This window comes from Caulobacter sp. DWP3-1-3b2, from assembly GCF_049896325.1.
Lineage (GTDB): Bacteria > Pseudomonadota > Alphaproteobacteria > Caulobacterales > Caulobacteraceae > Caulobacter.
The window spans coordinates 1-12,262 of sequence record NZ_JAFCUB010000015.1 but is presented as its reverse complement, the minus strand read 5'-3'; the positions used below and the strand labels follow the sequence as shown (position 1 = coordinate 12,262).

Here is a 12,262-nt window from a genome sequence, read left to right as displayed (position 1 = left end):
TCCCTCAGCCGTCGTATTCATTGAAGCCGGAAACGGCTCCAGCGACGGCACCGCCGAACAAAACGGCGACACCGAGCACGTGCCCGACATACGGCACGCGCGCAGCGATGCGGGCCGGGCCGTGAGCGCTTTTGAAGCCGTGCAGGGCTTTAAGCCCCACGAACGCGGCGTGCTTCACACCCGCCTGAATTTGCTTGTCAGTCATATGTCTTCCTCCACCCGACCTACGGGCATGGAGGAGAGGTTGGCGCCGGCGCAGGAGCACGTCAACATTAAACTTCGGAAGTTTTTTGTATTTAATCCTTGGTTCGCTTTTGGCGCATTCGCAGCGCCGCGTTGACCCTCAAGACTTGCTCCGCATCTGCCGCCAAGTCGCCTCCCGGTAAGACACGCTCGGCCCACCGATCGTTTTTCTCTTTGAGCGTCGGCAGATCCAAATCAGCTGGCATCTCGTTGTTTCGTAGCCAGTTGTTCAGAGCGACGTAGAGCTGCGGGTCGAGACGCTTGATGTCAGGCCGCGCGAGCCCCTTGCCTAACCAAGGCGCGTAGTGGCGTTTGATAAAAGCGGGAGGGCTATCCCCCGGTTTCTTTTCCGAAATCCAGAGTGCAGGCGCGTTGCTTGGTAATGCCTCCACACCCTCAGGATGCCCTTCAACTCTCAGGTTATCCTCGGCGTATATCTCATGTTCGGGGAATAATTTTCTTACGTATGCTGAAATCGGGAGGCCGGGATAACTCGCGGTAAACCTGTCGAGCAATTGATATCTTTCATCAAGAGATTTTCTCCCGTTATCAAATGTATAATCATTATTTATAACGGCCTCGATCGCGCTTTCATTTATAGAGATGCAGTCTTCAAGTTTATTGTAGAGCTTATTTAACAAATCATCAAGCTCTTCAGCTTCTGTACCGTCAAATTTCTTAGAGGAAATGCTGCGAAGTGTGACGTCTAGCGAGAGTTGCTCGAACTCTTTGAGCAATGCTCCGCCATAACTGCCTTTTGCAGATACCATTTCTGCCGGATTTTTATTCGACAGCAGATCCGCAGTCGTCGACGCCACCAGGTTGGACGCTTCGGAATAGATGGAGTGCAAGCGCTGTCTGGCCTGAACCGGCCCATACCCAATCACGTCCTCAGGAAGAGAGCTAAGTACGTTGGTGGTGCCTCGTGTGTACTTCTTGATGTCTTCGTTAATAGCTCGAAGAGACTCGTCACTAAAAATTTCGTGATCATCTCTCGGGCCAAGCTCAACTTTAGGAGTGCGTGCCATCTTAGCCGTCGTGCTGGTTTGCGTGCCCCGGAAGAGGGGAGTTTTGCATTAAGTGGTTTTGCTGATCTGAACGTCCTGCGGGGGCTAGGGACGCACGATCTCAATTCGCTCAATTAGGATTTCACCTTGTGGTACCTGTAGTGGCCACACAAGGCGGCTGTGCTGCTGGACGTACGTGGCATGCTGGCGAGTAAGCGCGAGCCGGAGCGGTTCAAGATTCTGGCCCGTCAGGACGATGATGGTGTCCGGGAGCATCAGGCGGAGTTCGGTCGTGCTGGTGAACGCGATCTGCATCAGCAGCCGGTAGAAGAACACCACCCCGTCGGGAACGTCAGTCCCGTCCACCCAGGTGCGGACCTCGCAGCTCTGGTTGACCGTCCCCGCCGGAATGAAGCCGAAGGCCTTGTAGACACCGAGCTCCGGCTTCTCGCTGGCCGCCTCGATCGCCATGCCGGCGATCGGATCAAGCCGGCCGCCAAACGCTTGGCCCTGAGTAACGCGCGTTGCGAAGCTTGGGCGCGGGTCAGGTCGGCCGCCGAACACCTTGTCAAAGTCACTATCGGTCATAGTCGGCCTCCGGCGTGGTGATGTCTTTGCGGAACTGCGCAGCGAAGCTCTCTGCCATGTCAGATAGGCGCATCACGAAATCCGCCAACTTCGCGGGGTCGCGCTGCTTGAGGTGTTCGGCGTCTTCCAGGAGCGAAGCGCGCTTCTTGATCGAGACCCACTGCGTCACGCGCTCGCGGATGTGCTCGTAAGCCCGCTCGATATGGCGAGCGATCCCGAGGCTGATTTGCGGGATGCGGAGGATGCCCTGCGCCTCAAGGGTGCGGTGATCGATACGGGCTTCCGAGCCAGCTTTAGCGAGCGACCTGTTCGCGTGCTCTGCCCACTCCCGCCGCCAGACATTCACGTTGCGAAGCGCCTCGGCCGCGTCGAGCGCCGCCTTGTCTTCGGGTCGGTCGGTGTCGTTGAACCGCTTGCGCGCCTCGGCCACGAGGCGCGCGATATTTTCCGGCTCGTTCCAGTCGCGCTCCTTGGTGGCAGAAAAGCCGGTCGCCGTGGTGGGGTCGAGCCGCCGAAGGGTCAGAAGGACATGGGCATGAGGTTGCTCGCGTCCGTCCGCCGCGTCGGGCGCATGGATGGCAAAGTCCGCTACCATGCCCTTGCTGACGAACTGCTCCCGGACAAACTCGCGCACCAGGCTGGACCGCTCGTCGGGGGAAAGCTCCCTGGGAAGCGTGAGTTCGATCTCGCGGCATAGCTGGGCATCCTGCCGCTTCTCCGCCTTCTCGACCATGTTCCAGAGGATCTGGCGATTGAAGATCCAGGCCGACGCATCCGCGCTCGGGGCCAGGATCTCAGTATGGATGACGTCTGGCTTGTCGAAGCTGAACCATCGGCCCTGGGAATCGTCGTAAAGGCGTTCTCCTGATCGGTACGCGGCGGCGGCGACGGCGGAACGACGGGTAGCTCCGCCCTCCCTGGCAGCGCGGCCAAGGGAACGTGAATGCACCTTGAGTCGAAGGTGGTAGATCGCCAATCGTGACCGTGCCTTTCACCAGCAGAGGTGTGAACTCCAAGCAAGAAAATCCAGTATGTGTGCACTTATACATCGCTATCGCGACGTGCTCACCAGAATTTCACGTCATGGTTGAGTTGCGGCGCAACAAACGCAACCATTGAGTCTTGCTGGCAACAGTTCGGCCACTTGGCGAAGGGCTCTATCGCCGCCCCCAACCCCCGCGATCCACCGCTTAGGCAAAGCTCCCAGCGGCGGAACGGGACCAGTCCCGTAAGCCCAGGTAAGGGCGCTTAAGCACCCCCGACACCCCTGCATAATCGCGCCCGTTTCGTTGACGGACGCGAGCCGGCGATGCGCCGGCACAGGAGCGATCCCGCACGTCGGTCAGGGGAGGGCACCCCCGACACCTGCCATACATTGCGATGTATGGGCGTTGGCGCACACTCTGACGCGTGCATCGCCGGATCACGGGCTTCCGCCGTCTTAGCATGGAGCTTTTCGTTTCTGGGTTCTGAGTTAATCTCACTGCGGTTCATACAGCGAGGCAGCGGATGCCTGAGAAACCAAGAACGCCACGCCAGATCACCGCCGAGGCAAAGGCCTGGTTCAAGCTGTTGAGCAACACCAGCGTCAGCAATAAGGACATTTGGGCCTATGCGGCCTGGACACGCGATCCGGCGAATTCGGCGGCTTACAACCGTGTGGAGGCGCGGAGCCGCGACGCCCCCGCCAATGGGCTTTTCACCGAGGTAGAGATACTCGCTGCACTAAAGCGCCGCCCTGATTTGGCATGCGCGTATGAAGCGGCGTTCAAATCGGCTAAACGGCCGTCCGAGCTAGAGGACATTGCTAGAGAACTGGCTATTCGGGTCGCTCCCTAACACGGTTCGCACCGCCCAGTGCGCTGGCCACGCTCGCGGTAATATCTCTCCTCCGCATCGCCACCTAGATTACACCAACACCCGCGCCGCCAAGAAAGGGACTTGGTGGATTGTTCCATTGATCCCGCTCCGCGACGTACATAAGCAGGCGCTCCGCCCGCGTGACCCCGACATAGAAGAGACGCTTCTCAGCGGCGATGGCGTCGCCACTTCTTGCTCGAAAGTGCGGAAACGTTCCCTCTCGCAGACCGATCATCGCGACCGCTGCATACTCGCGGCCCTTTGCGTAGTGGATAGTAGATAGGCGGAGCGCCCTCGTGGGGCTCGCAAATAGGCCAAGATCGTTGATGGTGAGGTTAGCTGTATCAACGCCCTGACGGGCCATATCGGCCTTCATCTCTTGAACTGAAGCATAAAACCGCCCCGCTTGCGCAAGATCGACATAGCCTGCATCGAACAGGATTTCTCCCGTGCGTGCTGACATCTCGTCCAGCCATCGCACCGCAGCGCCATGCGCAGCCAGACGCAACGCTTCACGGAGCAGCCGAATGATAACGACGCGACCGGCATGACTGAACACGTCAAAGCCAGCGTGACCCGTAATGTCTTGGATAGCGTGGAAAACAGCGCGCTCTAGCTGGCGCATCGTATCTGGCCCGGTCTCTTCCACGGCAGCGCATAATTGCTCGGCCAAGCCTGCGAACAACCGCGACCGTCGATAGGGACGCGCACCGGGACCGACGACGGGTGTGCCAAAATCACGAAGCTGGCGTGAGAGCGCGATAAGCGAGGCCCAGTCCTTGCCCAGGATAGTGGCATCTCCAAGCGCTATGCCGAGCTCTTGCAGCTTCGGGAGAAAGTGTTCCGTAATCGCTTGAAACGAAGTGCCACCACGCACGAGGATCGGATCGGTCGCGAAGGTGCGGTACTGGCCGTCGGCGGTCATCGCGGGCGCTCTCGGGAAAAGCCGCTCTGCGTGAATGATAATACGCTCGCTGGACCGAAAATTCTGGCTAAGCGAAAGATCGGTGCGCGCTCCGATGAATGCCCCAAATGGCGCAACCAGCCTCGGATCAGCTCCGGTGAAACCGAAAATCGATTGAGCGAGATCGCCAACGATAAAGAAGCGCGACCGGCCCGTCCTGTGGATCAGTTTCAGCAGTTCAATCTGAAGATCAGTAGTGTCTTGAAACTCATCGATGAGGAACCAAGGAAACTTCGCGGACAGCGACATCGCGATCTGTGGATTGTCGCGAAGGATGCGGTACGAGCCGTAAATGATGGTCCCAAAATCGACGTAGCCGAGTTCCGCGCAACGCGCCCACCAATAGGGTGCAGCGCGGACGATCGCGTCATTTTCAGCGGCTTGACCGACGATCTCGCCAGCCGCGTTCACGCCTAACGATTCGAATGCCTCATAATCGGCAGGTGTCAGCCTCAGAAGATTGATCTGAGCGGCTGCGTGGACAGCGATATGCTCGAAATCTGGGTTTTCTCGGGTTATCACGCGCGCCGCGCCCCGAAATCCCGGAAGTAGCCATCCATACGGCCGGTAGATTTCAGTCAGACAGAAAGCATGAATGGTCGAAACGGCGAGATGTTCGTCGTCGCCTGGCTGCATCTCCAGGTTCGCCCTTTGCTCGATCTCCTGAGCCGCCGTGTTTGTGTAGGTGATGCAGCATATCTTGCGCGGCGTATTTCGGAGGGGCTCAATTTCGCGGACAGCCTTAGCGATGAGCGTACGAGTCTTGCCGCTGCCGGGGCATGCGGTGAGTAGCAGGTTCTCAGGGTAGTCGACCGCCTGACGCTGTTGCCCCGTAAGCATCATGGCTGGCGAAGCCATTCAATCGCATTGGCGATATAGATGGGTAACTCCCCAGCGTGCTGGGCGTGGCCGGCCGCGACCTGCGCGAAACGGGCCTTGCCAAACCGTTTCGCGGTTCGAAGGACCTGCGCTTTCAAGGCTTCGGGTATGACTCCTCCGAGAGGGATCTGCGCGCCGAGCGAGGCTTGCAGGCTGGGGGCGTGAAGTTCCTGCGCAGCGTACCAAAGCATTGTTAGGTTGCCTGGCAGCGTAATTTCTCGCTCGAATGTGGTCGCGCCGACAAACGCTCGAACGAACGGTCCTTCAAGCGTCGCCAAATTCTCCTGTACCGGCACGTCATCGCCGGGGACCACATCCGCCGGAGGGATGTCCGCATCTCCAACGATGGCGCACTTCTTCGGTAGGCATGTCGCGCTGAACAGGCGGCTGAAAGCCCCGAAATGTGTCCCATGAATTGCGATGACCGAAATGCCTTCGCGCTCAAGGTCGATCCCCAACACCCGCTTCGCGAGCGCAGGGATAAGCAACAATTCAGCAGGCCCTTCGACGAGCATTACCTTCCTCGCGAACAGCAAATTTGCCTTCGTCGCGTCGAGAAAGCGATTTAGGTCGCGCTGCTGTCCCGGAGTTAGTGGTGCGGATAGGCCTGGGGTTGAGACAAACGGAACTCCATCGGCACCGGTCGTTAAGGTGACGAAGGAACTAACTGGTGCCTTGCCAGTGACCTGTGTGCTGTGAGTTGACACCATTGATTGGAACGGGAGAGCCCTCAGGGCCTCAACGAGCGTCGCCTGCAATTGAGGATGCAGGTGTGCTTCGGGCTCCTCGATGAGGATCAGCTCACCCGCCGTTTTTCCGAGCGCCGCGCGCTTTCGGAAATATTCTACAAGCATCGCAATATAAAGAATATTGTTGAGCCCGAGGCCATTACGCCGCGCCTCGAACTGATTGACCAAACCGCTGGATAGCAGCACCACCAAATTACGGACAATCGACTGGAAGGTTGGTGCTGACAGGCCGAGATCGACATCAAGGCTGAACGCTGGGCCCGTGATCTCTTTCAACGCGTTGTCGATTGAATTCGAGATCCCTTGGATCGTCGGCGAAGCTTCAATCTGGGTGTTGGCCGCCTGGACAGCAGCGATTAAGGTGGCTTGTTCCGCTGGATCGATGGCGCATGCTTCGACCAGCCTTGTCAGCGCCGAGGTGCGACTTTGCTGAAGTTCAGCTTCAACATTGCGCAAGGCAGGTAGAAACACAACTAGATAGGACTGCAAATACTGGAGGCCAACACTGGCCGCGCCGAGATCCCCATTCTCATGGTTCCACTCAATAGCAGTGAGATCGACTGCCGGATTTCCGCCGCCGAATAACTCCCATCCGTAATCTTCTAACGTTAGTGGTTCGATCTGCTCGGCGCGAGCAATAGCCTCGCGCACGGCTCTCTTTGGCCGGAATCTGTAGAAGATGCGCGCTCGATCTGGCCCGATCTGTGTCCCATGAAGAAGAGCCTCCTCATTTTCGTGACCTTCGAAGCCCGTAAATTCGACACCAACTAATACTTGAAATGGCTGCGCCTGATCGACATGACAGTGAATGTCATCTTTCTGAAGAGAACGGAATGATGAGGAGAGCTGACTATCCAGACAAAGCCTGATGGCATTAAAGAAATTCGATTTTCCTGTGTTGTTCTCGCCAATAACCATTGTCGCAGATTCAACAATTTGCACGTCGGCCCATTTAAGTGACCTATAGTTTTTTACGACGACGCGGCTGATCCGCATTTCTCTCTCCCAAGCGCAAAGGTTATTTTTGCGCACACTGTCATGTTATGGTTGAGCTTGAAACTCAAACTTAGCTTTAGACAGCACTTAGGGCTCCGCCCTCGGCGCGCTTCGAGCAGCTTTCGCCCAGCCTCGCTTCGCTGCGGCCGGTTCCCCGCAAAGCTGCTACTCCGCTTGCACACCGCTGTTCGCCACGAGGCAGAGGTGTATCCCCCCTACTTCTATTGAAGGGTCAGGACATGGCCGGTGATGCTGCGGAAAAGCTGCTTACGGTGCTGCGGGGCGGGCTTTGGCATGTCACCCATCCACGCAGATTTGAGCAGATCATGGCCAGCGGCGGGTTGTTGGCCGAGCCTTCGGATTCGAACGAGGGGCGGGTGGGGACGGCTAAAGGGCCTGAGGGATATCCCTTCATCCGCAGCCGTGGCGGCATTAGCCTCTTCGAGCTGTTTGAGTTTGATGCTGACGCCTACACCGAGCGGTGCCCGTCGAGCACCTGGCGCACCTTCATTCCTTGCCCGCCCACCTGGGGCGGCGGCGTCTGGATCGAGATCGATCAGCCTTCGATTGCTGCGTTCTACATATCCGGCGCAGATGCGTGGCAGAGCTATTCGAGCGCGCCGGATCGCGCGCGCCTCATCATGCCGTTCATCGAAGCAGGCGCGATGCAGCCCGTTCCAGTCAGCAGCTTCCGGCGCGCGCTCTTCGTCAATTCGAGCAAGGGTGACTGGGTCCCCGTTCCACTCAATCGGTTTGACGCCGAAGCTTTCGCAGCGAAGGTCGCCGCGTGGGAAAGTGACGTTGCGGCGCGGTCTGCGGAGACGCTTCATTCAGCATTGGGAATTCGTTAGGTGTTTCGCGAGCACCCTGGCAAAACAGGGTGCGGCGCGGCCAAAAATCAGCGGCTTGGTAAGTCCGATTGTCACATTTTCTGGCACACTAATTTTAGCGACATCAAATAAGCGACATAAAATCAGGTACTTATAGTGCCTGCAATCAGACTTAAAATCCGTCGGGAGCAATCCCATGCCGGTTCGACCCCGGCCGCCCGCACCAGTCAGCGCCGCGCGCCGTCTTCCCTGGCCGCCTCGAACGCCCGCCCCATCCCGAACGGTGCAAGAATGCATTGCGGCCCCCGAGGGCCACGCCGATGGTTGAGCCTCACGTTCCCGTATCGGACACGGCCTTGAATAGGTCCCCTGGTCCCGACCCCATCGATGTCGCTGTCGCAACCCGGATCCGGGTTCAGCGCCGCCACCTGAGGATCAGCCGGGACGACCTGGCCCAGACCCTGGGCCTCACCTTCCAGCAGGTTCAGAAATACGAGCGCGGAACCAATCGGGGTCAGCCCCTCGATGCTGGTGCGGACCGCCGCCGCGATTGCAGACAACGGTCGCCAGCCTGCTGGGCGAGGACAAGGCCGTCGTGGAGCCGGAGTGGGAATAGGCCTCCCGAGCGCCCTTACGAACCCGCGACACGTTCGATCCCCGTCGCGCCCACGCCCTCCAGCGCGGCAACCAGGTCTTCCACCGCCGCATCAACCAGCGCTTCGTCGCGCCCCCGGATCACCAGGTTGGCGCCATAGACATCGGGCGGCGCGAAAAACGGATAACTGCCGATCGACAGGTCCGGATGGGCCTTGGCCACCGCCTCCAGCGGCGCGGCGATCGCGCCCTCGCCGGTGCCGGTGACCCGGACGGTCTTGCTGATCACCACCGCCCCGGTGCGCAGACGCGGGCCAACGTCGTTCAGCATGCCGCGCATGATGGCCGGCACACCGGCCAGCACGAAGACATTGCCGATCTGGAAGCCCGGCGGACCCTGCACGGGGTTCTTCACCAGGGTCCCGCCCTCGGGCACATGGGCCATGCGCCGGCGGGCGGCGTTAGGCTCGCCCCAGCGCTCGCGCAGCAGGGCCATGATCTCGGGATGCTCGGGCGCGGTGACACCGAATGCCTTGGCCACCGAATCGGCGGTGATGTCGTCATGCGTGGGGCCGATGCCGCCGGTGGTGACCACATAGTCGTAGCGGGTCCGCAGGGCGTTGACCGCGTCGATGATCTCCTGCTCGATATCGGGCACCACCCGCACCTCGCAGACATCGACGCCGTAGGTCGCCAGATATTTGGCGATGGCGTTGAGGTTCACGTCTTGCGTTCGACCCGACAGGATCTCATCGCCGATGATCAGAACCGCCGCCGTCACGCGCTCGCCAGTCTTGGCTTGGGTGGTGGTCATGGTCTCGATCCCTTACATCCGAATGTTTCACCGACCGACTTAAGGCTCCCATGCTTCTCCCGCAACCGATGGCGCGCGGCGTGATCGTCGAGCGCTACAAGCGCTTCTTCGTCGACTTGGTGCTGGACGACGGCCGCGAGATCACCGCGCACGTGCCCAACCCGGGCGCGATGCTGGGACTGAAGGATCCCGGCCTGGCCGGCTGGGTGTCGTGGTCAGGCGACCCAAAGCGCAAGCTGGCCTGGACGCTGCAGCTGGTCGAGGCCGATCGCGGCCTGGTGGGCGTCAACACCATGAACCCCAACAAGCTGGTCGCCGAAGCGCTGGCGGCCGACACCATCCCGGAGCTGGCCGGCTATTCCGTGATCCGCCCAGAAGTCAAATACAGCGAGGCCAGCCGTGTTGATTTCCTGCTGACCCATCCGGATCGCCCGTCGTGCTGGCTGGAGGTCAAGAACTGCCACTTCCGTCGTGGTGGGACCCTGGCAGAGTTCCCCGACTGCGTGGCGGCCCGCAGCGCCAGGCACCTGAAGGATCTGGCCGCCGAGGTCGCCAAGGGCGGGCGGGCCGTGCAGCTGTTCGTCATCCAGCGCACCGACTGCGACAGCTTCGCCGCCTGCGCGGACCTGGATCCGGTCTATGCCAAGGGTCTGAACGACGCGGCGGCAGCGGGCGTTGAAGTTCTGTGCTATGGTTGCGACATAAGCCCGACGCAGATCCGCATTTCCCGGCGCATCCCCTGGCGGGACGCACCGGCCGTTTGAGACGAAGCCGCCATGACCCTAGACGACACGGCCGAGATCGAAGCCGAGACCCGCACCGGCGCCATCAAGCTGCACAAGCCTTCCGACTTCGAGGGCATGCGCAAGGCCGGCAAGCTGGCGGCCGAGTGCCTGGACATGCTGATCCCGCACGTCGCGCCAGGCGTGTCGTCGGACTATCTGGACACCTTGGCCCGGGAATTCATCCTCGACCAGGGCGCCCTGCCCGCCTGCCTGTTCTATCGCGGCTATCCCAAGACGGTCTGCATCTCGCGCAACCATGTGGTCTGCCACGGCATCCCCGGCGAATGGGCGCTGCGCGAAGGCGACATCGTCAATATTGACGTTACGGTCATCGTCGATGGCTGGCACGGCGACACCTCGCGGATGTACGGGGTGGGCGAAGTGGGCCCGCGCGCCCGCCGCCTGGTCGAGATCACCTATGAGGGCATGGCCCGTGGCCTGGCCGCCGTGAAGCCGGGCGCGACCCTGGGCGACATCGGCTACGCCATCCAGTCCTATGTCGAGGCGCAGCGCTGCTCGGTGGTGCGCGACTTCTGCGGCCATGGCCTGGGCAAGGTGTTCCACGACGCGCCCAACATCCTGCACTTTGGCCGTCCGGGCCAGGGCGCGGTGCTGAAGCCGGGCATGTTCTTCACCGTCGAGCCGATGGTCAATCTGGGCAAGAGCGCAGTCAAGGTGCTGGGCGACGGCTGGACGGCCGTGACCCGCGACAAGTCGCTGTCGGCCCAATGCGAGCACTCGATCGGCGTGACCAAGGATGGCTACGAGGTGTTCACCGGCTCGCCGACCGGGCTGTTCCAGCCGCCGATCCTGGGCGGGTAAGCCCCTAGAGCAAGCCGCGCGATGTAGGAATCGCACGGCTTGCTCCAGACTTTTGTTTTCGCATCGCTTTTGCGGAAAACCGGTGGCCACTTTTCCGCGCGATGCTCTAGCCACTCGACAACCGATAATTGATCTGCCCTACTCGCTGCTCGCATGACGAGGGCGAGATGGTCAGTGGCAGATCACTGAAGGCGACCGGGGTCGAAGACACCGCGCCCAGCAGGCCGGAGCCCAGCCACGCTCTTGGCCACCGCGAGCGCCTGCGCGAACGCACCAAGGCCGGCGGCCTTGGTGCCCTGCCTGACTACGAACTGCTGGAACTCTACCTCTTCCGCACCTTCGCGCGCGGCGACGTCAAGCCGATGGCCAAGGCGCTATTGGCCCGGTTCGGCTCGTTCGGGGCGACGATCAGCGCCTCGATCGAGGACTTGAAGACCGTGCCGGGGATCGCCGAGAACGCGGCGATCGACATCAAGCTCTTGCATGAGGCCGCCTTGCGAGCCGGGCGCGACAAGATCGCAAAGCGGCCGGTGATCTCGTCCTGGACGGCGCTGCTAAGCTATGTCCGCGTCGCCCTGGCCAATGAGCCGCGCGAACAGTTTCGGGTGCTGTTCCTGGACAACAAGAACCAACTGATCGCCGACGAGATTCTCAACCATGGCACGGTCGATCACGCCCCAGTCTATCCGCGTGAGGTGATGCGCCGGGCGCTGGAGCTTTCCAGCTCCAACATCATCCTGCTGCACAACCACCCCTCGGGCGACCCCACGCCGTCGCGGCCTGACATCGAGATGACCAAGCAGATCGTCGAGGCCGGGCGAGCACTGAAGATCAATGTCCACGACCACCTGGTCGTGGGGCGTGATGGCGTGGCCAGCTTCAAGGCGTTGGGGCTGTTTTAAAAATCCTCCCCCTGTGGGGGAGGTGTCGGCGCAGCCGACGGTGGGGGGAGTGATCGGATGGTCGCATCCTGGACCAATCCCAAAACTCCCCCCACCGATCGCTGCGCGATCACCTCCCCCACAGGGCTAGCAGGTTCACACATCTCGATTGAGCGAGTGGACGAGCTCTGATTCATTGGGTTCATCTGACGGGAGATGGCGATGGATCTGCTGCTGGGGCGGTTTGGCG

The 12,262-nt window shown here is 60.6% G+C and carries 12 protein-coding genes; 5 read left to right on the top strand and 7 right to left on the bottom strand.

The window, feature by feature from the left end; translation table 11 throughout:
- Positions 1-4: 4 nt before the first annotated feature.
- The 4 genes from ACP7AG_RS11545 to mobQ all read right to left on the bottom strand — a co-directional run bounded on the left by ACP7AG_RS11545 (position 5) and on the right by mobQ (position 2,814).
- Positions 5-205, bottom strand: a complete 201-nt coding sequence (locus ACP7AG_RS11545) for a hypothetical protein (RefSeq protein WP_426030923.1) — start codon at positions 203-205, stop codon at positions 5-7.
- A gap of 91 nt (positions 206-296) precedes the next feature.
- Positions 297-1,271 carry a hypothetical protein gene (locus tag ACP7AG_RS11540; protein WP_426030922.1) on the bottom strand — a complete coding sequence of 325 codons (975 nt, stop codon included), beginning with the start codon at positions 1,269-1,271 and terminating at the stop codon, positions 297-299.
- 84 nt (positions 1,272-1,355) lie between these two features.
- Positions 1,356-1,838, bottom strand: a complete 483-nt coding sequence (locus ACP7AG_RS11535) for a hypothetical protein (protein ID WP_426030921.1) — start codon at positions 1,836-1,838, stop codon at positions 1,356-1,358.
- Positions 1,828-2,814, bottom strand: a complete 987-nt coding sequence (gene mobQ / locus ACP7AG_RS11530; protein WP_426030920.1) for a MobQ family relaxase — start codon at positions 2,812-2,814, stop codon at positions 1,828-1,830. The genes ACP7AG_RS11535 and mobQ overlap by 11 nt, the downstream gene beginning before the upstream one ends.
- Positions 2,815-3,347: 533 nt before the next feature.
- On the opposite strand from mobQ, the gene ACP7AG_RS11525 reads away from it, so the two are divergent.
- Positions 3,348-3,677: a hypothetical protein gene (locus ACP7AG_RS11525; RefSeq protein WP_426030919.1), complete on the top strand. Its 330-nt coding sequence runs from the start codon at positions 3,348-3,350 to the stop codon at positions 3,675-3,677.
- A 64-nt stretch (positions 3,678-3,741) separates the two neighbouring features.
- On the opposite strand, the gene ACP7AG_RS11520 is transcribed toward ACP7AG_RS11525, so the two are convergent.
- Together ACP7AG_RS11520 and ACP7AG_RS11515 are read right to left on the bottom strand one after the other, a co-directional pair.
- Positions 3,742-5,520 carry an ATP-dependent helicase gene (locus tag ACP7AG_RS11520; protein ID WP_426030918.1) on the bottom strand — a complete coding sequence of 593 codons (1,779 nt, stop codon included), beginning with the start codon at positions 5,518-5,520 and terminating at the stop codon, positions 3,742-3,744.
- Entirely contained in the window at positions 5,502-7,286 is a 1,785-nt protein-coding gene (locus ACP7AG_RS11515; protein ID WP_426030917.1) for an ATP-dependent nuclease, read from the bottom strand. The genes ACP7AG_RS11520 and ACP7AG_RS11515 overlap by 19 nt, the downstream gene beginning before the upstream one ends.
- A gap of 239 nt (positions 7,287-7,525) precedes the next feature.
- Between ACP7AG_RS11515 and ACP7AG_RS11510 the strand changes: the two genes are divergently transcribed.
- Entirely contained in the window at positions 7,526-8,137 is a 612-nt protein-coding gene (locus ACP7AG_RS11510) for a hypothetical protein (protein WP_426030916.1), read from the top strand.
- A gap of 610 nt (positions 8,138-8,747) precedes the next feature.
- Here the strand turns inward: ACP7AG_RS11510 and ACP7AG_RS11505 are convergent.
- Positions 8,748-9,524, bottom strand: a complete 777-nt coding sequence (locus ACP7AG_RS11505; protein ID WP_426014836.1) for a competence/damage-inducible protein A — start codon at positions 9,522-9,524, stop codon at positions 8,748-8,750.
- A gap of 50 nt (positions 9,525-9,574) precedes the next feature.
- Between ACP7AG_RS11505 and sfsA the strand changes: the two genes are divergently transcribed.
- The 3 genes from sfsA (at position 9,575) to radC (ending at position 12,033) form a co-directional block, all read left to right on the top strand.
- The gene (gene sfsA / locus ACP7AG_RS11500; protein WP_426014838.1) at positions 9,575-10,288 is read left to right on the top strand and encodes a DNA/RNA nuclease SfsA; all 714 of its coding nucleotides are present in this window, start codon (positions 9,575-9,577) and stop codon (positions 10,286-10,288) included.
- A 12-nt stretch (positions 10,289-10,300) separates the two neighbouring features.
- Positions 10,301-11,131: a type I methionyl aminopeptidase gene (gene map / locus ACP7AG_RS11495; protein ID WP_426014840.1), complete on the top strand. Its 831-nt coding sequence runs from the start codon at positions 10,301-10,303 to the stop codon at positions 11,129-11,131.
- 167 nt (positions 11,132-11,298) lie between these two features.
- Positions 11,299-12,033 (top strand): RadC family protein, encoded by a 735-nt coding sequence (gene radC, locus ACP7AG_RS11490; protein ID WP_426014842.1) that lies wholly within the window; start codon positions 11,299-11,301, stop codon positions 12,031-12,033.
- The last annotated feature ends 229 nt before the right edge of the window (positions 12,034-12,262 follow it).

Bases quoted from the DNA above. Each gene is read 5' to 3' on its own strand.
- ACP7AG_RS11545 (WP_426030923.1), bottom strand. From the start codon at position 205: ATGACTGACAAGCAAATTCAGGCGGGTGTGAAGCACGCCGCGTTCGTG.
- ACP7AG_RS11540 (WP_426030922.1), bottom strand. From the start codon at position 1,271: ATGGCACGCACTCCTAAAGTTGAGCTTGGCCCGAGAGATGATCACGAA.
- ACP7AG_RS11535 (WP_426030921.1), bottom strand. From the start codon at position 1,838: ATGACCGATAGTGACTTTGACAAGGTGTTCGGCGGCCGACCTGACCCG.
- ACP7AG_RS11525 (WP_426030919.1), top strand. From the start codon at position 3,348: ATGCCTGAGAAACCAAGAACGCCACGCCAGATCACCGCCGAGGCAAAG.
- ACP7AG_RS11520 (WP_426030918.1), bottom strand. From the start codon at position 5,520: ATGGCTTCGCCAGCCATGATGCTTACGGGGCAACAGCGTCAGGCGGTC.
- ACP7AG_RS11515 (WP_426030917.1), bottom strand. From the start codon at position 7,286: ATGCGGATCAGCCGCGTCGTCGTAAAAAACTATAGGTCACTTAAATGG.
- ACP7AG_RS11510 (WP_426030916.1), top strand. From the start codon at position 7,526: ATGGCCGGTGATGCTGCGGAAAAGCTGCTTACGGTGCTGCGGGGCGGG.
- ACP7AG_RS11505 (WP_426014836.1), bottom strand. From the start codon at position 9,524: ATGACCACCACCCAAGCCAAGACTGGCGAGCGCGTGACGGCGGCGGTT.
- sfsA (WP_426014838.1), top strand. From the start codon at position 9,575: ATGCTTCTCCCGCAACCGATGGCGCGCGGCGTGATCGTCGAGCGCTAC.
- map (WP_426014840.1), top strand. From the start codon at position 10,301: ATGACCCTAGACGACACGGCCGAGATCGAAGCCGAGACCCGCACCGGC.
- radC (WP_426014842.1), top strand. From the start codon at position 11,299: ATGGTCAGTGGCAGATCACTGAAGGCGACCGGGGTCGAAGACACCGCG.